Raw genomic sequence first — 24,819 nt, 5'->3', positions numbered from 1 at the left:
TCCAAAAAATGAGGGGATACTATGTGGATCATCATCGTCGGCTATCTAGTCGGGAGTCTGCTCGGGGGAAGACTTTATGGGTTACTAAGTGGTCATGATTTAGCGACATCTGGTTCCAACAATACCGGTGCCCGCAATGCGCATCGCATCGGAGGGGTGAAGGCGTTTCTAATCGTATATGGATTCGACGTGCTGAAGACGATTCTTGTCCTACAGGTGAGTGGACCGTATTTTTGGCAGACAGCACTTGCACTCACGCTCGGTCATATTTATCCGTTTTGGCGAATCCGCGCAGGCGGGAAGGGATATGCCGTTTTTTCTGGAATCATATGGGCATACAATCCGTGGTGGTTTATCGGTGGTCTCCTGATCTTATTACTTTTGATCAAAATGACGGGCAATTCGCGTGAGACCGGGCTCATCATGCTCGTCTTACTTCCGTTGGCTGCACTCGGAAGTATCGGAGATTTCATCTGGGCCACGCTCATCGCCATCGTGATTGTCTATCATCATGTGAAGGAGGGCACGACATGATTGTTTATCGAAAAGCCGGTTCATCTGATTTTGACGCCATTCATCGATTAAATTACGAAACGTTCGTCGAAGAGATTCCGCAACATCCGTCGAATCTAGAACGTCGACTCGTCGACAAGTTTCATGAAGAGAATACATATTGGATTGGGGAAGTGAATGGTGAAGTAGTCGCCATGTGCGCGCTACGTGGCGAAAGGCCCTTTTCGTTAGAACAAAAAGGGGTGTGTATGCCTGACGGGGATTGGCTTGAGATTCGGTTGCTTGCTGTGAAAAAAGCATATCGACGCAATCGTACGTTCGCCGGATTGATGCGAGCAGTCATTGGGGATGCGACAGAACGTGAAGTCGACGGCATCGTCATCAGCGGGACCACACGTGAACAAGTGCTCTATCGCCGATTCGGATTTGTCCCATTTGCGGATCCAATCGGCCCTGAGGAAGCACGATATGTGCCGATGGTGTTAACGCGTTCGGCATTTTATGAATCAAAGTCAGCGTCGACGCTTCGACCAAAGAGTTTGCTCGCAGGTCCTGTCGAATGCTCGGAGCGTGTAAGGGCGAGGCTCTCGAGACAGCCGCTCCCACACCGTTCAAACGAGACGAGTCGCATGCTTGAATCCGTTCAGCAACAATTGACGAAACGAATCGGACTTCCTTATGTCTACACGCTTTTAGGAAGCGGCACGGTGGCTAATGATGCGGTCGCATCACGATTGAGCGGACATGGTGTCATTTTATGCGCCGGCGAATTCGGAGAACGTCTTATGGATCACGCATCTCGCGTCGGTCTCTCGTTTGACGTCATTCAAGCGGATCTGAAAGGGAAGTGGGGTGTTTCTGAACTTGAACGCATTAAACCAGACTGGGTGTGGACGGTTCATTGTGAGACATCCTTGGGAATTTTAATCGATCTCACCCCACTTCATGCGTGGCAAGGTGTTGTTGCCGTCGATGCGATCAGTGCTGTTGGGACACTCGTCTATGACTATTCCTTTGCTGATTTTGTGACCTTCTCCTCAGGAAAGGCGTTGCGGAACGCCCCAGGTCTCGCGTTCGTTGCCATGAAAGAGCGGGCAGAAGCGTTACGAGACGTGCCTCGCTACTTTGACTTATCCCTTTACCAACCAATCGCCTTCACACAGTCAGAACCGCTCCTTGCGGCGATGGATGTCGCATTAGAAGAACTGACGGAAGAGGAAGTCGCGTCGCATGAAGAGAAGATGTTCGTCCTGATCAGCTCACTCCGTGAGAACGGCTTACAGATCGAGCTGAGTCCCGCCCAGTCCCCCGGCATCATCACGATCCCGGTGCCGTACGGACAGTCCTCAATCGAGCTCGGTCGACAGCTGTCGTATCAAGGTTATCTCGTGCAATATGAGAGTGAATATTTGAAGCAGGCGAACGTCATCCAAGTTTCGACGATGGGCTGGACGACACCTCGCATGATTCGTGACGTCGGTGCCTATATTGCCGAGTGGATGCAACAAAAAACCGCCACTCCTGAGAGTGACGGTTCGCTCAAACTCGAAAATCCTGACGTGCCAAGTGACGAATTTTTCGTCCGAGGCGTCTCCAATTGAAGTAAGCCAGTACGGAGACGACGCCACCTGACCAGAACAGCCATTCATCCGGTCGGATATAGCCGAGTAGCCCGACGAGCAATCCGAGCAAGATGACGATGGCATTGAACGTCTGGCGGTGCAACAGTTCTTTGGATTCCAAGTTGCGTTGGAACATCGCTTGCTCCGACAGGCGTTTTCGCGTCGGTTCTTTTAAGTAATTGTCGAGAAGCGGCGGGACGTTCAATAACTTCTTCGCGTAGTTGATCCCGGTCTTCACATACCGATTTTGAAGCGTTGTCCCGTCTTCTTCGAGCCATTCGATGACAATCGGTTTACCGAGTGTGAACAGGTCGATTTTCGGGTCGAGGATTTGAAGGATGCCGAGCAAGGTCGAGGCGGCTCGCCCGAAGAAGGCAAATTCCGCCGGGAGTTGAATCGGTTCGTTTTTGACGAGCAACTGAATATCCTGTAATACTTTCTCGATCAACCTTGTATCGACCGTATCGATATCGGTCTCCAAATAAAACGTCACGGCCTTTTCGAGTGCTTGGCGAATGTTTTGTTTGTTCGCCGTCGGTAACAGGAATCGTAAATCTTCGAGTCCATCGACGATACTGTCATAGTCGAGCGAGATGAACGCCTGTAGAATGTTTCGAATCGTCGCCATGTCATGTGCCGTCGTCTGTCCGACCATCCCGAAGTCGAGTAAGATGATGGTGCCGTCTGCCCGGATTTGGACGTTTCCGGGGTGTGGGTCGGCATGGAACTGTCCACCGAACAACAACTGCTCGGCGGCGAGCGTGAACAGTCGTTCGGCTAGTGCGGAGCGATCGATGTCATTTTCTTTCAAGAAGGCGAGGTCGGTGATGCGTCGCGCATCGACCCAGTCCATCGTCAAGACACGGTTCGTACAGAGGTGCTCGTGATAATCCGGGATATAAACGTCCGGGTTATCGGCATATTTTGCTTTAAAATAGAGAGCATTTTTTAATTCGGTTTGAAAATTTAGTTCATCCCCGATGACAAAAATCATTTGGCGATATAAGCTATCTAAGTCGGTCGATTTAGCGAGGGATGTCCGCTTCAACATCGACGTGACAATTCGCATGGCACGGAAGTCCGTGCGAATGATTTTTTCGATATTCGGACGTTGAATTTTGATGGCGACGCGTTTGCCATTTTCAAGCAACGTGGCACCATATACTTCCCCAATCGAGGCGGAGGCGACGGCGTCGATTCCGACGTCTTTGACGACTTGCGAGTAAGGAACGCCCCATTCAGCCTCTAGAATCGCACGCGACTTCTCCCAACCCGATGTCGGGACACGGTCGACAAGTTCAGACAGCTCATTCAGGACGGCCGGTGGCAACAAGTCTGCACGAATGGACAAAAATTGTCCGAGCTTGATCAACAAGCCTTCGAGTCGAAGGGCGTTTCGTTTATACTCACGTGCGAGCTTGAGCATGAGTGCTTCATATTCTTCTGTCGTGGCGACGCCTTGTTGTTGTTTACGTGAAAAGGCGTACAGCCGAATGATGAATCGGGCGAACATGGTGACGATAATCCATATACGGAACAAAGCGATACGTTTCATAGTAATACCGACATCCTTTACGACAGTCGCTCGACTGACCTGATTTTTTGTAACTATACTTTACCATACAATGCGTTGAAGAAAGGGCAAGGGATGTTCATGGAGTGGGAATTGCTCAACGTCGTCGGAACGATTGCGTTCGCGGCGAGCGGAGCCATCATTGCGATGGATGAAAAATACGATATTTTTGGGGTGTGGCTGCTCGCGTTTATCACTGCCTTTGGGGGCGGTGCGATTCGAAACGTTCTATTAGGAAACCCCGTCAGTTTGATTTGGCAACAGAATGATTTATTTATTTTATGTTTTCTTGTCGCACTCCTCATCTTCCTGCTACCGAGTGTCGTATTGCCTCATTGGGAACGTTGGGGTGTCATTGTCGATGCCATCGGTTTGGTCGCCTTCGCCTTTCAAGGAGCACAAGTCGCCATCAAGCTAGATTTGCCATTATCAGCAGCGATTGCGGCGGCTGTCCTGACAGGTGTCGGGGGTGGTGTGGTCCGCGACTTACTAGCCGGACGAAAACCGCTCGTCTTACAATCTGAAGTGTATGCGATTTGGGCGATTCTCATCGCGGTCATCACGTATTACTTCAAGCTCGAAGGCGGACTTGCCGTCTATGCATTATTAATTGTCGTCGCGACACTTCGAGTGATATCCTACTATCGGAAGTGGAATTTACCAGCACGTAAAGTCAGATAAGGGGGAATACAAATGAAAATCTTATTAATGATTGGTGCCGGATTGATGGCACTCGGCGTAGCACTCGGTGCGTTCGGCGCCCATGCCTTGAAAGAGAGACTGTCACCGAACATGTTGGCGAACTGGCAAACCGGGGTACTCTATCATATGATTCATGCGCTCGGAATCATCGGAATTGCGTCACTGCTCATGCGTGTGAGCATCAGTCAATTTAACATTGCCGGATGGCTCATGTTTGCCGGAATCATCTTCTTCTCGGGAAGCTTGTATGTCATGGCATTGACGGGGATCACGAAACTCGGAGCCGTGACACCGATTGGCGGAGTCTTGTTCATCGCCGCTTGGATTTTTGTGATCGTTGGCGCAACCAAGTTATAACAGAAGACCAGTCAAACCGACATCCATGTCTTTGCTCATGTGTATATGAGACGAGGACGTGGATTTTTTTGATGGGTCGTTCCATCAATTGGGAACTTATGGATGATGCATTCAAAATATTATTTGAAAATAGGGTAAAGCGTTTTCTATTTACATAAAACATTACAGGAAGATTTCAAATTGAACGATTCAAAAAGGTATTGATACATAATAAGTTAGACGATTTCGTTGCCTGTTCGTCTATCTGTGCGTAATAAAATTGAAATATAACTTTAACAGGAAAATATCTAGCAGTTAGATATAATTAGTCGTGTTGAAACTCAACTAAATGATCGTTTTTGTTACATACTGAAACGGCTTTAAAAATATGTAGTGTAGTAGGTACCCACGTTTGTTATTTAAGAAAGGATGTACCCCATTCATGAATTGGAAACGCACAGTCTCGACGCTGACGCTTGGTGTGATGCTCATCAGCACACATACAGTTGCCGATGCATCGACTTCGATTAAAGAAAAGCAAGAAGAACAACAAAAAGTACAAGAAAAACGCAATAGCGTGAAAAAAGACCAAGCCGACACGTCCTCAAAGATTGAAGTGAACAAAGAAGAGATTTCAAAAGTTCAGGCAGAGGTCAATAAAATGGACGCACAATTGCAAGACATCATCAATGATGTCGCGATGAAACGCCAAGAAATCAAGCGTACCGAGATGAAAATCGAGGATCTTGAAGCCGACATTAAAGATTACCAAGAAAAAATGAAGGCACAAGAAGCAATGATGAAAGAACGGATGGCCACGATGCAAAAGAACGGTGGCGGCTCGATCAACTGGGCTGAATTCATCTTCGGTTCAAAAAACCTCTCTGACCTCGTCACGCGTATGATCACGGCTGGAACAATCCAGCGAAGTGACCAAGAATTGTTCGATGACTATGAAGCGACACAAAAGTCGTTGAAAGAAGCACAGGCTGACTTGAAAGCAGAACGCGCTTCACTTCTCGAACAGCAAAAAGCACTTGAAGTTCGTCAAGCCGAGCTTGAGAAGAAAATGAAGCAACGTGAAAAACGCATCAAAGAGCTTGAAGAGAAGAACATTAAGTTCGAATCGCAAATTTTCGACCTTCAAGAGATTGAAGCGACTTTAGTCGCACAAGAACAGGCAATTGCGGCTGAAATCGAAGCACAACGTCGTGAAGAAGAGGAAGCTCGTCGTCGTGCTGAAGAAGCAGCTCGTCAAGAGGCGGCACGTAAAGCAGAAGAAGCACGCCAAGCAGAAGCTGCACGTCAAGCTGAGGCTGCTCGTAAGGCAGAGGCAGCACGAGAAGCGGAAGCGGCTCGTGAAGCTGCACAACAGAAGCAGGACAATAAGACGAATACCCCGTCTTCGTCGTCTTCAAACAACGCGACTTCATCAACACCAGCACCAAAACCTGAACCAAAACCGGCGCCGGCACCGAAGCCAGCACCAGCACCAGCGCCAAAACCGGCACCGACGACGTCGACACCAGCACCGTCTAGCTCGATGTTCATTCAACCGGCTTCAGGACGCTACTCACAAGGATGGGGTCCTGCGAGCGGTGCATATGGTTACACGTTCCATAACGGTGTAGACATCGCTGGTCCAACAGGGACACCGATTCGCGCATCTGCGACAGGTACGGTCATTCGTGCAGGTTGGGGTGGCGCATACGGGAACCACGTCATGATCGCGCATGTCATCAACGGTCAAGTTTGGACAACGGTCTATGCGCACATGAACTCAGTATCGGTCAGCTCAGGACAGCGTGTGACGCAAGGATCAAACATCGGAACACTTGGAAACACAGGGAACTCGTCAGGTCCGCACTTGCACTTTGAGATTCATAAAGGGGGCTACTCATACTCGGCAACGAGCGCAGGTAGCACAGTCAACCCGCGTCAGTTCTTCTGATGCCTCATACAGAAAGCTCCTTTCGATTGCGAAAGGGGCTTTTGTGCGTACAAAAAATCCCTCCGCTGTCGCGAAGGGATGCTTGTTAGTTGGCTTGTTCGATATCGCTTGGACGATCTTGTTTTTTACGCATTTGTTCACGCACGTAATAGATAATCGTCAACCCGACTAACCAAGGGATCCCGAACTTCAGCAAAATATTGAAGTCGGTGAACCATGTCGTAATCATCAGGCTGAGGAGTAAGACTGCTCCGAGCAATGGGAGGAACGGGTACCCCATCATACGGACAGGGAGTTTTCGCCCAGTCCATTTCTTACGGAAGAACAAGTGGGAGACGAAGACCATGAACCAAGTGAAAATGGCTCCGAACATCGAGATTCCCATTAAGAACGGATACGACGATTCCATGAATACTTGTAGTAAAGCGGCAAGGACGATCCCGCCCGTTGAAACGAGTAGCGCGAACATCGGGATGCCATTTTTGCTGATTGTTTTGAATGCTTGCGGTGCATCACCGGCTTCCGCGAGTGAGTACATCATACGTGTCGACGCATAGAGCTGTGCGTTCATCGCAGACAAGGCAGCAATCAAAATGACAAAGTTGAGGATGCCTGCCGCGAACGGCACATCAAACTGTTCCATGACGAGCACGAACGGACTTTGATCAATCCCTGCTTGCTGCCATGGGATGAGCATGAGCATGATGGCGAGCGTGACGACATAAAAGAACGTCAAGCGGAACACGGTAGCGCGTAAAGCGCGAGGTACTGCCTGGTCCGGGTCTTTCGCTTCACCTGCAGTGACGGCAACGAGTTCGGTCCCGAGAAAACTGAAGAGGGAAATGAAAATCGTCACCCACATCCCGTAAAATCCGAAAGCGAAGAATCCTTCGTTTCCTGTCGTGATCGATTCAATCGGTGATCCTGGTTCGCCGAACAATGTAGCGGCACCAAGGACGATGAAGAGGATGATGGCGGTGACTTTGATGAATGATAACCAGTATTCGGTTGTTCCGAACGTATGAACGTGACGGGCGTTGACGTAAATGAGTAGTCCACCGAAGAGGGCGACCCAAACGAACCCGTTCACATCCGGGAACCAGTAACGCATATAGATGGCGATGGCACTGACTTCAACCCCTACAGCCAGTACGTTCGCGACCCAGTAAGAGTAACGGACGAGAAAACCTGCGAGTGGATGGACATAACGCTCGGCAATCGTTCCGAATGATCCGGATGTTGGATGAGCGACCGTCATTTCGGCGAGTGCACCCATGAGTAAGAGGACGATGAACGCCCCGATGGCATAGCTGACGAGCACGCTCGGACCAGCGGTTTGAATGGCAAGACCGCTTCCGAGGAAAAGCCCGGTTCCGATGGCACTCCCGAGGGAAATCATCGTAAGTTGCCGGGTGGACAGCTCACGTTTTAGTTTGTTTGTTTCCAAAATCGATTCTCCTTTAGTTGAGTGAAATGTTGTTGTGGACGACTATAGCAGACGGAAAAAAACGATGTCAATTCGAAAAATCGGTGAAGGTTCCCTGTTTTCGAGTGCACATATAGAGGCAAAGTTTTTTTAATTTTTTTATTTGACAGGGATTCATCCGCCCTGTATAGTACGAGTTAACTTAACTGAAACGAATAAAGGCGTCGACGAAGAGAAGTAACGACGAATCCTGTATGACAGAGAGCTGATGGGTGGTGCGAATCAGTATATAGGACGTCGCGAATGGACTTCTGAGCTCTAAACCGAACATTGAGTAGGCTTTAGCGGGTTACCCACCGTTATCACGGGGAAGCGGATGATTGTCCGTGAAGTGGGTTCTGTAGAACCAACGAAGGTGGCACCACGGGGTTACTCGTCCTTCTTGTAGCGTAAGCTATGAGGAGACGGGTGACCCCTTTTTCGTTTCAATAACACAAATCGAGGATTGAGAAGAGTAGCGCGAGAAGACGTTTCGTCCAGAGAGTCAGGGGTGGTGAGATCCTGACCGAGGCGTCCGCGTGAATGGGCTCATGAGAGCATGGCTGAATGAAGTAGGTCGTGACGGTTTCCCCCGTTATCGGGATACGATGTGATTGCATCGGAGAGTGGATTCTTTGGAATCAACGAGAGGTGGCACCGCGGTCTCAAACCGTCCTCCATACGACGACTGTCGTGTGGAGTTTTTTTATACACATTTTTAGAGGGGGAACAGACGATGATTCAACAATTGGAGACAAACGCATTATCAACAGCAGATATGAAAGTGGCAGCAAGCGAGATGTTCCAAGCGGATGAGGCGCAAATCGAACGTGTGCTACTCGCGATGAAAGAACGCGGGGAGACGGCAGAAGAGATGGCGGGACTCGCAGCGTACATCCGTGAAGCGGCACAGTTCCCCCCGACTGATTTACCGGTACTCGATGTGTGTGGTACTGGCGGCGATGGGGCGCACACGTTCAACATCAGTTCGACCGTCGCGTTCGTCCTAGCCGGTCTCGGCATTCCGGTCGCCAAACACGGAAACCGAAGCGTATCGAGTCGATCCGGAAGCGCCGACGTCCTCGAGGCATTGAACGTTCCAATCGTGAAGACGGCAGAAGAAGTACATGCTGACTTGAAGCGAACGAATTTGAGTTTCCTCTTCGCCCAACATGTCCATCCGATTATGAAGCACGTCATGCCGGTCCGGAAACGACTCGCGACAGCGACCATCTTCAATCAAATCGGGCCGTTGACGAATCCGCTTCGTCCGAAACGGCAATTGATCGGTGTTTATCATCCGTCGCTACTTGAGAAAATGGCGACCGCGATGCGGCATCTTGGCGTAGAGCGTGGCATGGTCGTACACGGTGCGGGAGGCCTCGATGAAGCGAGCCTTGCTGGCGTGAACGATGTGTACTTCTTTGATGGGGAACAGACGGCGCGTTACGCGGTCGACCCACGAGATGTCGGCTTGATGCGGGCGCCGCTCGAAGCATTACGCGGAGGGACACCGGAAGAGAACGCCGCGACACTGCTCGCCGTGTTGAACGGAGAAACCGGTCCAGCACGAGACGTCGTCTTACTGAACGCGGCGCTGGCCCTTTGTACGTACGGCACGACTTCAACGCTCCGGGAGGGAGTGAAAGAGGCGAAACGAAGCATTGACGAAGGACACGCATTGCGCGTGTTACAACAATTACAACGTACGGAGGTAGAGGCATGAGTTATTTAACGAAAATCATCGGAACGAAAATCGAAGAGGTCAGTCGCATGCAGCCCATTGATGTTGCTGTGACAAAACCGATCGCTCTTTTAAATATGATGAATGATGGATTCCATATCATCTCGGAAATTAAACGGTCGTCTCCTTCAAAAGGAATGATTCGAGAAACGGTCGACGTCGCCGAACGGGCGCGTCAATATGAACAAGCCGGTGCGACGATGATTTCCGTTCTGACAGACAAAACGTATTTCAACGGTTCCTTTGACGATTTACGACAAGTCGCCGACGTCGTCACAATCCCGGTGCTCTGTAAAGATTTCATCATCGATGAACGACAACTCGACTATGCGAAGCATTACGGGGCGAGTGTCGCACTTCTCATCGTGGCGGCCCTTCATCCGACACGTCTCCATGAGTTGACACGATATGCCCGCTCGATCGGCCTCGACGTCCTAGTTGAAGTACATGACGAGGCGGAGTTACACATCGCGCTCGAACTTGATGACGTGTTGATCGGCATCAATAACAGAGACTTAAAAACGTTTGAGGTATCCCTCGAGACATCGATCGATTTGATGAAACGCTACCCCGACGTCACGTTCGTCAGCGAAAGTGGTGTCAGCACGGTCGAGGCAGCTGCACGCTTACAAGAAGCCGGGGCAAGCGCTATTCTCGTCGGGGAAGCACTCATGCGTGAAGAAGACCCGACACGGCTACTCGAGGAGTTGAAAACATGTTCGTTAAAATCTGTGGAATAAAGACAGAAGAAGCGGTCGAAGCGGCGGTCGAGGCGGGAGCGGATGCCATCGGATTCGTATTCGCCCCGAGTTCTCGACAAATCGACGTGACGACTGCGAAGAGATTAGCCGCACACATCCCACAATCGGTTCGGATCGTTGGTGTATTTTTAAGTCCTTCAATGGAAGACATCGAGCAAGCGCTGGACGTAGGACTGACGGATTTACAAATTCACCATCGAACGCAATCAATGGAACAACTCCGCATCTTCGGGTTACCGATTATCGATGCGTCGATCGAGGAGACGGCGGATGTCCGATTGATGGATCATCCGAATCCGGGAAGTGGGCAAGTATTAGACTGGGACGCAATCGACCGGCCGAAACGTCCATTTTGGCTGGCGGGCGGCCTGTCCCCAGATAATGTGAGACAAGCGATTCAAACGATTCAACCAGACGGCGTCGACGTATCGAGCGGTGTCGAGACGGACGGTGTGAAAGATATCGAAAAAATTCGCGCGTTCATTCAACGGGCCAAGGAGGAACTATGATGTATGCACAACCAGTGAACGGGAAATTTGGACAATACGGTGGAAAGTACATTCCGGAGACGCTCATGCAAGCGGTCGAAGAATTAGAGGTCGCTTACGAAGAGGCGAAGCAAGACCCTGAGTTTCAAGAACGCTTCTCTTCTTTATTAAGCGAATACGTGGGACGTGAGACACCTCTCTACTATGCGTCGAATTTGAGTCGTCGCCTCGGGACGAACGTCTATTTGAAACGGGAAGACTTGAACCATACCGGTGCCCACAAAATCAATAACACGATTGGGCAGGCGCTCCTTGCGAAACGGATGGGGAAACAAAAAGTCGTTGCGGAGACAGGTGCCGGTCAGCACGGCGTCGCGACTGCGACGGTATGTGCATTACTCGATTTAGAGTGCACCATCTTCATGGGTGAGGTCGACGTCGAGCGCCAAGCGTTGAACGTCTTTCGGATGGAACTGCTCGGAGCGAAAGTCGTCCCTGTCAAATCAGGCAGCCGTACGTTAAAAGATGCCGTCAATGAAGCGCTTCGTTACTGGGTCAAACATGTCGACGATACGCATTACGTGATGGGTTCAGTACTTGGACCACACCCGTTCCCGCAGATGGTTCGTGATTTCCAAAGCGTGATTGGAACAGAGACGCGTCGTCAAATCCTCGAACAGACCGGACGTCTCCCAGACGCCGTCGTCGCTTGTGTCGGAGGAGGAAGCAACGCCATGGGTATGTTCTATCCGTTCTTGAACGATGAGTCGGTCGCCCTCTACGGTGTCGAGGCGGCGGGCAGTGGTATTGATACAGATAAACACGCGGCAACCCTTACGAAAGGGGAAGTCGGTGTCCTACATGGTTCGCTCATGTATGTCTTACAAGACGCGGCCGGCCAAATCGAGGAAGCACATTCGATCTCAGCCGGGCTCGACTATCCGGGGGTAGGACCGGAGCACAGCTTCTTGAAAGACATCGAACGAGTGCGATACGCAGCCGTCACGGATGACGCGGCGCTCGATGCGTGTCTCGCACTCAGCCGCCAAGAAGGCATCATTCCTGCCTTAGAATCCTCACATGCTCTCGCTTATGCGGAGACGCTCGCGAAGACGATGGGTGAAGACGAAACATTGGTGATTTGTTTATCAGGGCGCGGAGACAAAGACGTTCACACAATCCGAGAGAAGGTGGCGACACGATGAAACTAGAGACAGCAATTCGACAGCGAGAAGGGGCAGCATTCGTCCCGTATATCATGGCTGGTGATGGCGGAATGGACCGACTCATCCCGACCATCGTAGAACTAGAACGGATGGGTGCGACGGCGATTGAACTCGGAATTCCTTTCTCGGACCCGGTGGCAGATGGTCCAATCATTGAGGCGGCAGGAATGCGTGCTCTTGAAGCAGGTGTGACGCTTGAAATGGTATTGAACCATTTAATAGAAGGAAATGATCAATTTAACGTTCCAATCGTCTTGATGACATACTTGAATCCAGTGTTTCGGTTCGGGATTCAACCGTTCTTTGACCGGGCGAACGAATGTGGTGTAAGTGGGGTCATCATTCCGGATCTCCCGTTTGAAGAGAGTCTTCAATTGTTCGCGAATATCGACCGGCATGACGTCGCCGTTATCCCACTCGTTACATTGACGAGTAGTGAAGAACGTACGACATCCATCTTAGAGAAAGCAGAAGGATTCGTCTATGCGGTCACGCTCAAAGGAACGACTGGGAAAGCGGATGTGTTCCCGGACGAGTTACTCGCCTATTTGACTCGATTGACAGAGCAGTCACGGGTTCCTGTCTTGGCAGGATTTGGCGTACACCGTCCGGAGCAAGTGCAGACGTTAGGACAAGCATGTGATGGTGTTGTCGTCGGGAGCTTCATCGTCGAGGCACTCCATGAAGGACGAACAGGCGATGTTGAGACATTGATCCAATCGGCAAAGCACATACATGCGTAAGAAAACCGGCGCTTCAAAAGAGGCGCCGGTTATTCGTTTACTCATAGTTCCACTCGGTCGAGACCGTCTTCACCAAATGTTTGGTCGAGTTGATCATGGCGATACATCGAGGCGAGCACATATAGTAGGTCGCCTTCTTCAATCGATGTTTGTCCATTCGGTGGAATCAAATATTCGTTTCGGACGATGGCGTTCACGACGGTGTTCGGTGGGAGCGTGATGTCCGCTAGCGTCTTACCGATTAGTGATGATCGATCGGTGACCACATAAGGGGCAAGTTGATATTGCGACTGCTTACAAGAAACGAGAGCAATCGTATATGGCGGTTTCAATTTATCGGGACCAAGAAGGTTTAATTTTTCAGCGAGCGGTGTCAACGTCGTCCCTTGGATCAAGGCACTCGTCACGACGACGAAGAAGACGGCATTGAATAAGAGCTGACTGTCTTCAATTCCTGCGATTAGAGGGAAGGTAGCTAAGACGATAGGAACAGCTCCCTTTAGACCTGCCCAAGAGATGAACATTTTCTCTTTTCTCGTGAATGACATGCCAAGTGTTGATAGATAAACGGCAATCGGTCGAGCCAAGAACATGAGGACGAATGAAATGAGTAGACCTTTCCAAATCAAGTCCGGTTCGATGAGTTGTCGAGGGAAAACGAGCAACCCGAGGATGACGAACATAATGATTTGCATGATCCATGCAAGTGCTTCTGAAAATTGAAGAATCGTCACTTCGTGGGCCGTATGTGCGTTTCCGATAATCATGGCAGTCAAGTATACAGCGAGAAGTCCGCTACCAGACAAATAAGTTGCGGCACCGTAAGTGAAAAATGCCATTGAAATCATGAGAACTGCATGAAGTCCACTTGAATCAAGTTGCAAATGATTAATCATCAAACGAGATAGTTGACCAAACAGTACACCAATCAGCGCCCCGACAACGATTTGAAGGACAAACATCCAAATCCCGTCCCAGATGGTCGTATCCGGCTTCATCATGAAGTCGAGGGCGAGAATCGTCAAAAACATCGCCATCGGGTCGTTCGTGCCGGACTCGGCTTCGAGTGTCGCACCGACTTTCGGTGAGATGTTCTTTCCTTTAAATGCAGCGAAGACGGCCGCCGCGTCGGTCGAACCGATAATCGCACCGAATAAGAAAGATTCAATCCAATCGAAACCAAATACGAAACGAACGGCCACCGCGACGACGGTCGTGGTGATTAAGACACCAAACGTCGCAAGTGAGGCAGCTGGCGCGAGAACACTCCGAATAGATGACCATTTCGTCTGAAGACCCCCTTCAAACAAAATGACAATCAGGGCGGCAACCCCGATCAGCTGTGCTAGGTTGGAGTCGTCGAAGAAGATGAGACCGGTAATATCACTTCCCATGATCATGCCGATTCCCATAAACAAGATCAAGGCAGGCAAGCCAAAGCGAGTCGAGATTCGCGTCGCCATGACACCGGCTACAAGGAGTAGACCGAAGAGTAAAATGAGTACATCCGTACTGATGACAGGTATGGGCAAACACAACACTTCCTTTCCAAAACAATACTCTTAGGTTCATTGTACCATGAAATCGTCTGATATTTCAGAATTGACGATTAGACCAACCTTACACATTGGAATTATAAGTTATGGATATGGTAAAGTGAGAACAAGAATAGGGAGGGATGATGATGTCTAAAATTCACGTCATTCATGAGAACGAAGAATGGACGAACCATCTGGTTCATCGCTTAGAAGAACTACAGTTGCCTTATGAACTATGGCACTTGGACCAAGGAACGATTGATCTCGAATCAACGCCCCCGGAAGGTGTCTTTTATAATCGCATGAGTGCTTCTTCGCACACACGCGGGCATCGGTACGCACCTGAATTGACGGAAGGTGTCCTCGCTTGGCTAGAAGCGCATGACCGTACCGTGTTCAACGAAACGCGTGCCATCCGCCTAGAAGTAAGCAAAGTCAATCAGTACACGGCGCTTCGCCGCGAAGGGATTCGTGTGCCGAAGACGATTGCGGCGGTCGGTAAAGACCAAATCATCGAGGCGGCCGAAAAGCTAGACATGACACCGTTCATCACGAAACATAATCGTGCCGGAAAAGGACTTGGTGTCCAATTGTTCCATACGATCGAAGGATTGAAGGAATATGTATATGGTCCCTCGTTTGAGGACTCGGTTGACGGCATCACGCTCATCCAACAATATATCGAAGCCCCAGAGCCGTATATTACCCGTTGTGAATTCATCGGTGGGAAGTTCCTTTATGCGGTGCGTGTCGATACATCGGAAGGATTCCAGCTCTGCCCGGCAGATGCCTGCTCGATTGAAGACCAGTTCTGCCCAGTCGGGGAGACGCCACCGGCGAAGTTTGAAATCGTCGAAGGGTTCGATGACCCGATCATTTCACAGCTTGAACAGTTCCTGAAAGCGAATGAGATTGATATCGCCGGAATTGAGATTATCCGAGACCGAGACGGTAACGTCTACGCCTACGACGTCAATACGAATACGAATTATAATTCCGACGCTGAAGCGAAAGCAGGGCGCTATGGGATGCTTGAATTGGCTACTTTCTTAGGCGACGCACTTCACGTCACCACGACAAAATAAGGGTCAGGCGCTCGCCTGACCCTTTTGCTGTGTATGTTTGAGTTGCTCTTCAAATCGATTTTGGACTAATTCTGCTGTCGGTGCCATTCGTTCGATGAACGAATCTAAACGTTCCGCAGTGTCACGATCGGTTTCTTTAAACACGCGCATCGTTGTTCACCTCGTTAATCAGGATTACTTGCTTACATCATCCTTAATTCCCGAGGTGCTATACGCGTAAACCTTTTACACGCTAAAGAATGTGCTCAAATTTTCTTTCGGTAAGATGTTTCCGACGTAGAAGTCGCCGAACTCACCGTATTTCGCACTCACTTCATCGAAGCGCATCTCGTAGACGATCTTCTTGAACTGAAGTGAATCTTCAGCGAAGAGCGTGACGCCCCATTCCCATGCGTCGAATCCAGTCGACCCACCGATGAACTGCTGAATCTTACCGGCGTAGCTACGACCGATCATGCTGTGGCGATACATGAGGTCTTTGCGCTCATCCATCGACAACATGTACCAGTTGTCGCCGTCGCGACGAGCCTTGCTCATCGGATAGAAACAGATGTGTGCGGCTTTTGGAAGTGTCGGGTAGAGACGTGAGCGGATATGAGGGTTTTGATACGGGTCCCCATCTCCAGATCCACGATACATACCGAGCTCGATGACCGATACGTACGAATACGACGGAATCATATAGTCGTATAGCGCTGTTTTGCGGAATGCGCGCTCGACGTCTTCAAGGTCGTTGAATGTCGGGCGAAGCACCATCAAGACGAGATCTGCCTTTTGACCGAGAATCGAGTAGAAGGCATGGCTTCCTTCACCTTTTGCTTCGACTTCTTCAAGAGAAGTGAGGAACGCGGTGAACTCGTCAATCATCTGTTGACGCTTCTCGGCGTCGACGAGCTTCAATCGAGCCCAATCGATTGTGCGGAAATCATGAAGTGTATACCATCCGTCTAACGTGGCGGCGGCATGTTGTGTATCTGTTGTAGGTACTGGACGTTCTGACATAAAAAAATCTCCTTTCGGGACTTGGCTTCGCCGTCTATTTTACCATACACACTTCACTGACTGGCAACTTTGAGACACTGTGAGGGTTATCACGATTCACGAAGGGTAAAGAACAGAGGACAGAAACATGAAAACGGCTACAAAAATGGCTGTATCAGTCGATTTGTCAAAACTGTTCTATTCATATAATGATTGATTCTAAGCGATTTATGGCGAAATGGGCAGAATAGTTTATTTTAAAAAGGGTACTGTGTATAATTGAAATCGCGTAAAGACACAAGTCAACGGCAAAACCACTAGCAGTCATGCTGTAAATTGAGAAAAGGGGTTCATTCGTTATGAAATTATTTGAAACGTTGAAGCAAAAAGTCAGTCCGATTCGTCCAACGATCGTCTTCCCTGAAGGCGTCGATGAGCGTGTTCTTGGAGCGGCTGTTCGATTAAAGGCGGACGGTATGGTAGAACCGATCGTCGTCGGTGCGAAAGCAGACGTCGAAGCGGTTGCGGCAAAACACGGTTTTGACATCTCAGGTTTGACACAATACGACCCAGCGACATACGAAGACATCGATGTTCTTGTCGAATCATTCGTCGAGCGTCGTAAAGGGAAAGCGACAGCTGAACAAGCGCGCGAACTCCTCACATCAGACGTGAACTACTTCGGAACGATGCTCGTTCATACAGGAAAAGCAGAAGGTCTTGTCTCAGGCGCGATGCACGCGACGGCCGATACGGTACGTCCGGCACTTCAAATCATCAAGATGCAACCAGGGATCAAAAAGACGTCAGGTGTGTTCATCATGGTACGTGACGACGAGCAATACGTCTTCTCGGACTGTGCAATCAACATCGCACCGGACGCGGCAGACTTAGCAGAGAACGCGTTCTTGTCGGCAGCGACAGCGAAGACATTCGGCATCGACCCACAAGTCGCGCTTCTCAGCTTCTCGACGAAAGGTTCTGCGAAGTCACCTGAAACAGAGAAAGTCGTGGAAGCGACACGTCTTGCGAAAGAAAAATCACCGAACCTTCCAATCGACGGAGAACTTCAATTCGATGCGGCATTCGTCCCTAGCGTAGCGGCGAAGAAAGCACCGGGTTCTGACGTTGCTGGTAAGGCGAACGTATTCGTCTTCCCAAGTCTTGAAGCAGGAAACATTGGCTACAAGATGGTTCAACGTTTCGGTGGATTCGAAGCGATCGGTCCGATCCTTCAAGGTCTCAACAAACCAGTGAACGACTTATCACGTGGCTGTAACGAAGAGGACGTCTACAAATTGACACTCATCACGGCAGCACAAGCAATCGACGAGCGCAACGAAGCGTAAGTTGGGAGCATCCTTCTTGATTGAAGGGTGCTTTTTTTGTGTTTTTTTGAAGGGGAGCTGAGGTAAACTATAAGAGGAATCCATTATCGAAAGGGGAGCTATGTATGCAAAGCATTCATGCGACAGAATTACGAGAAAAGTTAGAGAACGGGGAGTCTCTCCATATCATCGATGTGCGCGAACAAGATGAGTATGATGCAGGACATATCCCGAACGTACCACTCTATCCACTATCTGAATTCCCACATGTGACAGAAAAGTTGGCACAAGACAATGTGTATCACGTCATCTGTCGCTCAGGTGGACGAAGTCAAACAGCATGTGATTACTTAGAGTCGCAAGGCTACAAAGTCATCAACGTCGACGGTGGGATGCTCGCTTGGGATGGCGACATTGAAGCGTGATGTTAGATAATCCTTGGGTCGTCGTACCGCTTCTCATCGCGCTCTACCTCACGGTCTATGCGGTGATGAAGCGATTTGACTGGGAGAAGTGGCGACTCGTCTGGGCAGTCTGGGTGATGCTCATCATCATTTTATTGACGATTGAACTCGTGACAAGTCTATAAAAAAATGCGGAACCTTCTTTAACAGAGGTTCCGCATTTTTTTATGCGTCTTGACGCTTATCGAATGTGATCGATGCGATGGCATCGTGTTGGTGAATCGACTCTTCGTTACGGCATTCGACGAAGAAGTTCAAGACTTGTTTCATCTCGTACAAGTCAGCCGCGATCAAGCGGACCATATCTTCTACGAAACGTGGGTTTTCGTACGCGATTTCAGTCGCACGTTTCTCATCCGGACGTTTGAGGACAGGGTGAAGTGGTGCTGAGGCGTTCGACTCTGCTGCATCGAGAAGTGCTGCACGCCAGTCGAATCCGTCCATCGACGTCTCATCAAGACCTGCTTCGATCGTGATGTACCCACGTTGGTTATGGGCGCTGTACTCACTGATTTCTTTTGAACATGGGCAAAGCGTCGTGACGTTGATGACGAGACCGACCGTCACGTTTGCGACGCCCGTTTCAAGGTTGTACGTCACACGGTGCATGACGTCCGCGTTCATCAAACCGCTAAGACCTGTCGCAGGTGCTTTACGCGTGAAGAACCATGGGTAACGGATTGTCAATTGGCCTTCCGTTTGTTCCATACGCTCGGCGAGCTCCTGTGCGAACTCGATCAACGAACGGTTCGATACCGTCCACCCTTGTTGATGGTACGCGTCGAGCTGTTCCGTCAAACGAGACATGTTGATTCCTTTACGGTCTTGAACGAGCGATGTCGTCAATTCGAATGTAGCGACCGTTGATTGGACCCCTTCTGGCGTCTCGACGTTCACAGGGTGCTTCACATTTGAGATGCCGACACTGTCGAGGGCGAATAAGAAGTTTTTCGGTGTATTTTGTAAATCGACCATCTGTTCTTTCTCGGTCGGCTTTGTTCCTTTAATCGGTGGGACCGACCCGAACAATTTATGTCGTTCTGCTTTAGTAGGTAAAGCGACATGGCTTGTAGACATAATCGGATTCTCCTTTTTTAGAGCGGTTCAAAGGACCACTCGTTCTTGTTAGGATTTTATCACGAAATGATGGCTGAACGGGTATGATTTTGCTCTCATAACATGTTTTCAATATGCAATCGCAAAAAAATCCTTCAGATATTGAACAAAGAGGATTGATTTACTTTGTGAACGGGAATAAAATGGTCTTGTGAACTTAAAAAATAGATCACTATTAAATATGAAGGAACTGAAAGAAAAAGGAGATGTTTTTATGGATTGGCAGCTAGTCCTGCAGTATGCCTGGATCGTCGTCGTACTCGTCGGTTTGGAAGGCTTGTTATCTGCAGACAACGCGCTCGTCTTGGCCGTCATGGTCAAACACTTGCCGCGTACAGAGCAGAAGAAGGCATTGTTCTATGGACTCTTAGGGGCGTTCGTCTTCCGATTTATCGCATTGTTCTTGATCTCGTTCTTGATCAACGTATGGCAAGTACAGGCACTCGGTGCACTTTACTTAATCGGAATGAGTGCGCGACACCTGTATATGACCTATAAGGCGAGAAAGATGGAGCCGCAGCAGGAGTTGGCGGCTGAAGCGAAAGAAGAGACGGCTGTCACAGAAAAGCCGGTATCGAAGAAAGAGTTTTGGCTCACTGTTGCGAAAGTTGAGTTTGCGGACATCGCCTTTGCGGTCGACTCGATCTTGGCAGCAGTCGCGCTCGCTGTGAGTGTCAAACCGCTTGGTCTCGGAGAAATCGGTGGGATTGACTCAGGTCAGTTCTTCGTCGTCTTGACAGGTGGACTCATCGGGGTCGTCTTGATGCGATTCGCGGCACGTATTTTTGTCAAGTTGCTTCATCAACGCCCATCCCTCGAAACGGCCGCCTTCATCATCGTCGGTTGGGTCGGGGTCAAGTTGACGGTTCTTGTACTGGAACACCCAGGCTTCAAAGAATTGATTGCGGGTACGCCGTTCGAATTCATGGGACTCCCAGACGGATTCGTCCACTCGACAGCTTGGACCATCTTCTTCTGGTCAGTCATGGTCGGGATTGCGACATGGGGCTGGTTCTCATCGAAACCAACAGCAAAACAAGCATAATCTCCAAAAGCGTATCTTCTCACGGGAAGTACGCTTTTTTTGTTTTCATTTCTGTGATACGAGGGAATATATCAAATAGATACTATCTTTTAGATAGGAGGGGTCGAATGCCTCGTGAAAATATGACACGATACGCTGTTCTAGGCTTACTGACGACGGAGTGTCGAACAGGATATGACATGAAACAGATGATCGACCGTAGCCTCAACCACTTTTGGAAAATTAGTTTCGGTCAAGTGTATCCGATGCTCCGGACGTTAGAAACAGAAGGGTTGATTCATCAGGTAGAAGACAATGAACGGAAAGCATACGAGCTGACGTCAAGCGGTCACGACGAGTTGAGGCAATGGATTGCAGAAAAACCGGATGCGTTACCGGTTCAACGGAATGAGCTTTTGCTAAAATTGTTCTTCGCTCGACATGACACGATGGAACAAACGCTCAGCAAAATTACACATCATGAACGACTGCTTCGAGAACGACTAGAGACGTATGAAGCCATCGAGACGATGATTGAAACGAATGACTCGCATTCACCTGATGCCGTTTATTGGCTGTTAACACTCGATTATGGAAAGCGTCAAACAAATGCATTGATTGAATGGTGTGAAGCAGCTGTGATCACCCTCAAAGGAGGAGAAGATAATGGCACGCAAAATGGCCGTCCCGAATGAAGAAGTAGTGGTGTTTGTCATTGGCTTACGAGTGAATCGTTTGCGATCGATTCGAAAATGGTGGCCGGTCTTCAATGCCATGCCGGCCATGCTGAAAGAATTGTATACACAGAAGGAACTTGGCTTTCTGTCACATGATCTGACGATTGGTTGGCGCTCGGTCACGTTGATTCAATATTGGCGGTCAACAGATGAATTACTCGACTATGCGCACGGGAACACGCATCTTGAGGCGTGGAAAGCATTCAATCAAAAGGCAAGGGCGACGGATGTCGTTGGTATTTTCCACGAAACGTACGCAGTGAGTAATTATGAGACGATGTATGTCAATCTACCGGATCGTGGTCTCGGTAAAGCGCTTGGTACTGTGGATGTAGGCAAAGGAAGAAATTCGGCAAAAGAGCGATTGGGTGAACGGTCTTTACACGAGCAAAAGTAACGGACAGATGCATGACGCACCTGCCCGTTTTTATTATGCATTCACATTTTCTTTGTCGTAAATCGGCACCCAGCCCTCGGTCGTCACGAAAATACGAACGGCGACGACTTGGCGGTCTTCTTGCAACGTGAAGTAATGACGCGTGTTGACCGGAACCGAGATGAGGTCACCCGGATTGAGCTCGATATTAAAGTATCCGCGCTCTGCATCGTCAATCGCAAAGATGCCGTGACCACTAACGATGAATCGAACCTCGTCGTCCGTATGGTGATGTTCTTTTTGGAAGTTGACGAGCAGTTCGTCTAAGTTTGGCGTCGCATCAGATAAGGAAATAACGTCAGCCGTTTGATAACCACGTCGCGTCGATACGTCTTGAATCTCGTCTTGGAACGTCGATAAAATGACGGCTTTGTCTTCGTCTGTCAGTTGATAGTTTTCTTGAAGGGAAGCTGGTAATTTCGCGATATCCCATGCTTCGTAAAGGATGCCTCGTGAGTCTAAAAAGTCACGTACCTCTTGTTGATCACTGACACGTTCTTCGGTTTGTTGAAAATAAATCGTTGCCATGTTGAATTCCTCCTTATGAATGGACGCCTAAGGCGCGTAATTTTAATGAGTAGCTAAATAAAAATTCATATGCTTCTAAATAACGTTTTGCTGCAGCGGGCGTCTCTCCCCAAACGGTGATCCCGTGGTTCCGGATGAGGACGGCACCGGCATCGCTTGTGACATGTGGGGCAAATGCACGGGCGAGCGTCGGGATATCCGCATGGTTCTCGATGATCGGGATTTGGACGCTTGCCGTTTCCTCCCAATAGCCGAGTGCCTTTATGATTTCTTGACCCGTGAACGTGACATGTCCGTTCGCCGCGTAAAGTTCTGAGATGACGTTATTGTCGACCGTGTGCACGTGAAGGGAACAGGTTGCGTTCGTCTTGTTAAAGATTTCGACGTGCAGCAACGTCTCCGCGGACGGTTTGCCTGACTGTTCTCCAATCAATTGACCGGTCGCATCGACGAGGACGAAGTCTTCATCCGTACGCTTCCGTTTATCACGACCGCTTGCTGTCACGAGGAACGTCAACGGGTCATCCGATACGCGGATTGCCAAGTTGCCACTCGTCCCAGGGAACCAGTCCCGTGCGGCAAGCTCGTCTTTAATGTCGGCAAGTTCAATCCATCGTTCTTGTACGGTCATACGTTCACTCCTTTCATGTGAGCTGAAATGTCATAGAATGTCTCGAACGGAACATAGTGGAGTCCTTCCGCCTCGCATAGCGAAATCAGTTGACCGCGCGCATACACGACGTCGGCACGTTTGGCGATTTCAAAATCGGTGACGGAGTCCCCGATGACAATCAACGTGTCGGTAGGTGCGACAATCTGTCGGGCAATCGTCGGTTTGCAACATCCGCAATCGTTCAAACAATGGGCATCACATGAATGAGGCCATGTGACGCGCGCTGTCGATTCTGAAAAATCAACGTGATTGCAGTAGATGTGTTCCGGTGCGACATGACCTTCTAGAATCGGATGGACGAAAAAGTCCATGCCTCCACTGACGACATCGAATCGAAAGCCGTGCGACTCTGTCTCTTGTAAAAACTCGACAAACCCTGGTCGAAGCGTGATGGTCGACTGCAGAAAGTCGCGGTATAAAGCTAGCTGATGACTCGGGAGTAAGTTAAACATTTGACCAACGCCTTCTCGAATGGAGAGCGTTTGGTTCAAAACACCATCTTTGAGTTCGACCCATTCAGGTGGGGCGAAGCGTCGCATCAACGCGATGATGTTATCTTCTTCCGTGATGGTCCCGTCGAAGTCACAGATGATGTGCGTACTCATCGCGCACCCCACGCATTTAGCGCAGTCGATAACGCATCGGTCTCGCTCGTTTTACCGATTGCCTGATCGATTGCTTGGCGGAATGCCCTCGCACCGGCAACCGCACCGTCGGGATGCCCATGAATCCCACCGCCTGCATTGATGACGACATCCGTTCCGAAGTCACGAATCAAATCCGGAACGAGTCCTGGGTGAATCCCGGCAGACGGGACCGTCAGAATCGGTTTCGTCCAATGGGATTCCGTCGCATACGTTTGAATCTGTTGTGTTTCGTCTTTCGGTGTCGAGAGTGAACCATATGGCGACGGGAAGAGCGTCAAGTCCGCCCCGGCGAGTCGAATCAGTTTCCCGAAAAGGAGGGAATGACGAATCGATCCGGTCAACGCTCCCGCGAAAGCGGGATGTGCCAAAATCGGGACGTGAATCTCAGGATCTTTGGCGAGCTCTCGTAATGCGTCGAGCCCGTACGTATACACATTGAACAACAGTGCGGTCGCGCCCGCTTCGATCAAACGTTTTGCCTGATCGCGTAAGGTGAAAACGGGTCCGCTCAACGTGACGGCGTATAGAACGGAACGACCCGTCAGTTCTTGATGTTCTTGAATGATTGATGCTCCGATTCGAGCCCGTTCGATCGATGGGGTGAGCGGGTTGTCATATAAAATCTCATCGTCTTTCACGAGATCGATGCCACCTGTAAACTGGTCACGAAGTTGTGTCGCCAAAAAATTAAGGTCACGCCCGATGACGCCTTTGAAGATGCTCATGGCGAGCGGTCGGTCGTGTACGCGAAGGATGTCGCGGACACCTTCGACTCCGAATGCGGCACCCGGAAAGTCCGATTCGAGCTCGTCTGGGAGCGTTAGGTCGACAAGTTGGACGCTTGGGTCGAGCGACAGCTTTCCGAATGTCGTCGTCAGAATGGACGAAAAGTCCGGCGTCACATTATGTAGCGGGTAACGAATCGAGAAACGACTCGTCGTTTCCTGTTGGAAGGTATCGATGACCTCACCGCGGAACGCCTGTAGTTGATGCTGCTCGAGATGGTTCAATTCGGTCCATGTCCCGACAGTCAGCTCATGTGCGATTTTTTCAGCCACGCGTTCGACGTGATCGGTATGTTTGATTTCATAAGTAGCGATGATTCCCATAAGTTCCTCCTTTCAGGTCAAACAAAAAA

At 49.7% G+C, this 24,819-nt stretch carries 27 protein-coding genes and 2 other annotated features; of the genes, 17 read left to right on the top strand and 10 right to left on the bottom strand.

The genetic code is table 11. From position 1 onward, the window contains the following. Nucleotides 1–21 precede the first annotated feature (21 nt). On the top strand, nt 22–534 hold the full coding sequence (locus KNO99_RS01985; RefSeq protein ID WP_214744790.1) for a glycerol-3-phosphate acyltransferase: 513 nt from the start codon (nt 22–24) through the stop codon (nt 532–534). Continuing rightward, complete coding sequence (locus tag KNO99_RS01980) at nt 531–2,114, top strand: GNAT family N-acetyltransferase (RefSeq protein ID WP_214744788.1); 1,584 nt, start codon at nt 531–533, stop codon at nt 2,112–2,114. Before KNO99_RS01985 ends, KNO99_RS01980 begins: the two co-directional genes overlap by 4 nt. Here the strand turns inward: KNO99_RS01980 and KNO99_RS01975 are convergent. Further along, nucleotides 2,053–3,690: an ABC1 kinase family protein gene (locus KNO99_RS01975; protein WP_214744786.1), complete on the bottom strand. Its 1,638-nt coding sequence runs from the start codon at nt 3,688–3,690 to the stop codon at nt 2,053–2,055. The genes KNO99_RS01980 and KNO99_RS01975 overlap by 62 nt on opposite strands. A 93-nt stretch (nt 3,691–3,783) precedes the next feature. Between KNO99_RS01975 and KNO99_RS01970 the strand changes: the two genes are divergently transcribed. The 3 genes from KNO99_RS01970 to KNO99_RS01960 all read left to right on the top strand — a co-directional run bounded on the left by KNO99_RS01970 (nt 3,784) and on the right by KNO99_RS01960 (nt 6,697). After that, nucleotides 3,784–4,389, top strand: coding sequence for a trimeric intracellular cation channel family protein (locus KNO99_RS01970; protein ID WP_012727503.1), 606 nt, complete (start codon nt 3,784–3,786; stop codon nt 4,387–4,389). Nucleotides 4,390–4,401: 12 nt separating this feature from the next. Next, nucleotides 4,402–4,767 carry a DUF423 domain-containing protein gene (locus tag KNO99_RS01965; RefSeq protein ID WP_214694798.1) on the top strand — a complete coding sequence of 122 codons (366 nt, stop codon included), beginning with the start codon at nt 4,402–4,404 and terminating at the stop codon, nt 4,765–4,767. A 421-nt stretch (nt 4,768–5,188) separates the two neighbouring features. Continuing rightward, on the top strand, nt 5,189–6,697 hold the full coding sequence (locus KNO99_RS01960; RefSeq protein ID WP_214744784.1) for a murein hydrolase activator EnvC family protein: 1,509 nt from the start codon (nt 5,189–5,191) through the stop codon (nt 6,695–6,697). 85 nt (nt 6,698–6,782) lie between these two features. Here the strand turns inward: KNO99_RS01960 and KNO99_RS01955 are convergent, their stop codons facing one another. Beyond that, complete coding sequence (locus tag KNO99_RS01955) at nt 6,783–8,144, bottom strand: amino acid permease (RefSeq protein ID WP_214744782.1); 1,362 nt, start codon at nt 8,142–8,144, stop codon at nt 6,783–6,785. Between the two features lie 194 nt (nt 8,145–8,338). Further along, nucleotides 8,339–8,567: a binding site (T-box leader), on the top strand. Nucleotides 8,568–8,615: 48 nt separating this feature from the next. After that, nucleotides 8,616–8,843 (top strand) — a binding site (T-box leader). 55 nt (nt 8,844–8,898) lie between these two features. On the opposite strand from KNO99_RS01955, the gene trpD reads away from it, so the two are divergent. Genes trpD through trpA form a run of 5 tightly spaced genes read left to right on the top strand, consistent with a single transcriptional unit; the run spans nt 8,899 to nt 13,124 of the window. Continuing rightward, nucleotides 8,899–9,888, top strand: a complete 990-nt coding sequence (gene trpD / locus KNO99_RS01950; protein ID WP_214744780.1) for an anthranilate phosphoribosyltransferase — start codon at nt 8,899–8,901, stop codon at nt 9,886–9,888. Beyond that, nucleotides 9,885–10,646 (top strand): indole-3-glycerol phosphate synthase TrpC, encoded by a 762-nt coding sequence (trpC, locus tag KNO99_RS01945; protein ID WP_214744779.1) that lies wholly within the window; start codon nt 9,885–9,887, stop codon nt 10,644–10,646. The genes trpD and trpC overlap by 4 nt, the downstream gene beginning before the upstream one ends. Then, complete coding sequence (locus KNO99_RS01940) at nt 10,622–11,176, top strand: phosphoribosylanthranilate isomerase (protein WP_214744777.1); 555 nt, start codon at nt 10,622–10,624, stop codon at nt 11,174–11,176. The genes trpC and KNO99_RS01940 overlap by 25 nt, the downstream gene beginning before the upstream one ends. After that, entirely contained in the window at nt 11,173–12,360 is a 1,188-nt protein-coding gene (gene trpB, locus KNO99_RS01935; RefSeq protein ID WP_214744775.1) for a tryptophan synthase subunit beta, read from the top strand. Before KNO99_RS01940 ends, trpB begins: the two co-directional genes overlap by 4 nt. After that, nucleotides 12,357–13,124, top strand: coding sequence for a tryptophan synthase subunit alpha (gene trpA / locus KNO99_RS01930; protein ID WP_214744773.1), 768 nt, complete (start codon nt 12,357–12,359; stop codon nt 13,122–13,124). Before trpB ends, trpA begins: the two co-directional genes overlap by 4 nt. A gap of 41 nt (nt 13,125–13,165) precedes the next feature. Here the strand turns inward: trpA and KNO99_RS01925 are convergent, their stop codons facing one another. Further along, nucleotides 13,166–14,656 (bottom strand): potassium/proton antiporter, encoded by a 1,491-nt coding sequence (locus KNO99_RS01925; RefSeq protein ID WP_214744771.1) that lies wholly within the window; start codon nt 14,654–14,656, stop codon nt 13,166–13,168. A gap of 152 nt (nt 14,657–14,808) precedes the next feature. Here KNO99_RS01925 and KNO99_RS01920 point away from each other — a divergent pair, with 152 nt between their 5' ends. Then, complete coding sequence (locus KNO99_RS01920; protein ID WP_214744770.1) at nt 14,809–15,747, top strand: ATP-grasp domain-containing protein; 939 nt, start codon at nt 14,809–14,811, stop codon at nt 15,745–15,747. A 3-nt stretch (nt 15,748–15,750) separates the two neighbouring features. Here the strand turns inward: KNO99_RS01920 and KNO99_RS01915 are convergent, their stop codons facing one another. Together KNO99_RS01915 and hemQ are read right to left on the bottom strand one after the other, a co-directional pair. Continuing rightward, nucleotides 15,751–15,897: a hypothetical protein gene (locus KNO99_RS01915; protein WP_214744768.1), complete on the bottom strand. Its 147-nt coding sequence runs from the start codon at nt 15,895–15,897 to the stop codon at nt 15,751–15,753. Between the two features lie 75 nt (nt 15,898–15,972). Beyond that, on the bottom strand, nt 15,973–16,749 hold the full coding sequence (gene hemQ, locus KNO99_RS01910; protein ID WP_214744766.1) for a hydrogen peroxide-dependent heme synthase: 777 nt from the start codon (nt 16,747–16,749) through the stop codon (nt 15,973–15,975). 338 nt (nt 16,750–17,087) lie between these two features. Between hemQ and pta the strand changes: the two genes are divergently transcribed. The 3 genes from pta to KNO99_RS01895 all read left to right on the top strand — a co-directional run bounded on the left by pta (nt 17,088) and on the right by KNO99_RS01895 (nt 18,645). Beyond that, nucleotides 17,088–18,077 (top strand): phosphate acetyltransferase, encoded by a 990-nt coding sequence (gene pta / locus KNO99_RS01905; protein WP_214744764.1) that lies wholly within the window; start codon nt 17,088–17,090, stop codon nt 18,075–18,077. A 104-nt stretch (nt 18,078–18,181) separates the two neighbouring features. After that, nucleotides 18,182–18,481, top strand: a complete 300-nt coding sequence (locus tag KNO99_RS01900; protein WP_214744762.1) for a rhodanese-like domain-containing protein — start codon at nt 18,182–18,184, stop codon at nt 18,479–18,481. Continuing rightward, nucleotides 18,478–18,645: a hypothetical protein gene (locus KNO99_RS01895; protein WP_214745091.1), complete on the top strand. Its 168-nt coding sequence runs from the start codon at nt 18,478–18,480 to the stop codon at nt 18,643–18,645. The genes KNO99_RS01900 and KNO99_RS01895 overlap by 4 nt, the downstream gene beginning before the upstream one ends. Before the next feature lie 40 nt (nt 18,646–18,685). On the opposite strand, the gene folE2 is transcribed toward KNO99_RS01895, so the two are convergent. Beyond that, the gene (folE2, locus tag KNO99_RS01890; protein ID WP_214744760.1) at nt 18,686–19,597 is read right to left on the bottom strand and encodes a GTP cyclohydrolase FolE2; all 912 of its coding nucleotides are present in this window, start codon (nt 19,595–19,597) and stop codon (nt 18,686–18,688) included. 253 nt (nt 19,598–19,850) lie between these two features. Here folE2 and KNO99_RS01885 point away from each other — a divergent pair, with 253 nt between their 5' ends. From KNO99_RS01885 to KNO99_RS01875, 3 genes are all read left to right on the top strand, one after another. Beyond that, on the top strand, nt 19,851–20,681 hold the full coding sequence (locus KNO99_RS01885) for a TerC family protein (RefSeq protein WP_214744758.1): 831 nt from the start codon (nt 19,851–19,853) through the stop codon (nt 20,679–20,681). 107 nt (nt 20,682–20,788) lie between these two features. Next, on the top strand, nt 20,789–21,355 hold the full coding sequence (locus tag KNO99_RS01880; protein ID WP_214744756.1) for a PadR family transcriptional regulator: 567 nt from the start codon (nt 20,789–20,791) through the stop codon (nt 21,353–21,355). Next, nucleotides 21,327–21,794 carry a DUF4188 domain-containing protein gene (locus tag KNO99_RS01875; protein WP_214744754.1) on the top strand — a complete coding sequence of 156 codons (468 nt, stop codon included), beginning with the start codon at nt 21,327–21,329 and terminating at the stop codon, nt 21,792–21,794. The genes KNO99_RS01880 and KNO99_RS01875 overlap by 29 nt, the downstream gene beginning before the upstream one ends. 33 nt (nt 21,795–21,827) lie before the next feature. Here KNO99_RS01875 and KNO99_RS01870 read toward each other — a convergent pair whose 3' ends face one another. From KNO99_RS01870 to KNO99_RS01855, 4 genes are read right to left on the bottom strand one after another with little or no spacing between them, the layout of a single operon-like run. Continuing rightward, entirely contained in the window at nt 21,828–22,361 is a 534-nt protein-coding gene (locus tag KNO99_RS01870) for a cupin domain-containing protein (protein WP_214744752.1), read from the bottom strand. A 13-nt stretch (nt 22,362–22,374) separates the two neighbouring features. Beyond that, nucleotides 22,375–22,992, bottom strand: a complete 618-nt coding sequence (locus KNO99_RS01865) for a methylthioribulose 1-phosphate dehydratase (protein ID WP_214744750.1) — start codon at nt 22,990–22,992, stop codon at nt 22,375–22,377. Further along, on the bottom strand, nt 22,989–23,639 hold the full coding sequence (locus tag KNO99_RS01860; protein ID WP_214744748.1) for a 2-hydroxy-3-keto-5-methylthiopentenyl-1-phosphate phosphatase: 651 nt from the start codon (nt 23,637–23,639) through the stop codon (nt 22,989–22,991). The genes KNO99_RS01865 and KNO99_RS01860 overlap by 4 nt, the downstream gene beginning before the upstream one ends. Continuing rightward, nucleotides 23,636–24,790 (bottom strand): 2,3-diketo-5-methylthiopentyl-1-phosphate enolase, encoded by a 1,155-nt coding sequence (locus KNO99_RS01855; protein ID WP_214744746.1) that lies wholly within the window; start codon nt 24,788–24,790, stop codon nt 23,636–23,638. The genes KNO99_RS01860 and KNO99_RS01855 overlap by 4 nt, the downstream gene beginning before the upstream one ends. Between the last annotated feature and the right edge of the window lie 29 nt (nt 24,791–24,819).

Origin of the sequence: Exiguobacterium sp. s189 (assembly GCF_018617615.1) — a bacterium.
In the GTDB taxonomy this organism is placed as follows: Bacteria; Bacillota; Bacilli; order Exiguobacteriales; family Exiguobacteriaceae; genus Exiguobacterium; species Exiguobacterium aestuarii_A.
The sequence above is the reverse complement of the archived record's forward strand: the minus strand, read 5'-3'. Positions and strand labels throughout refer to the sequence as shown.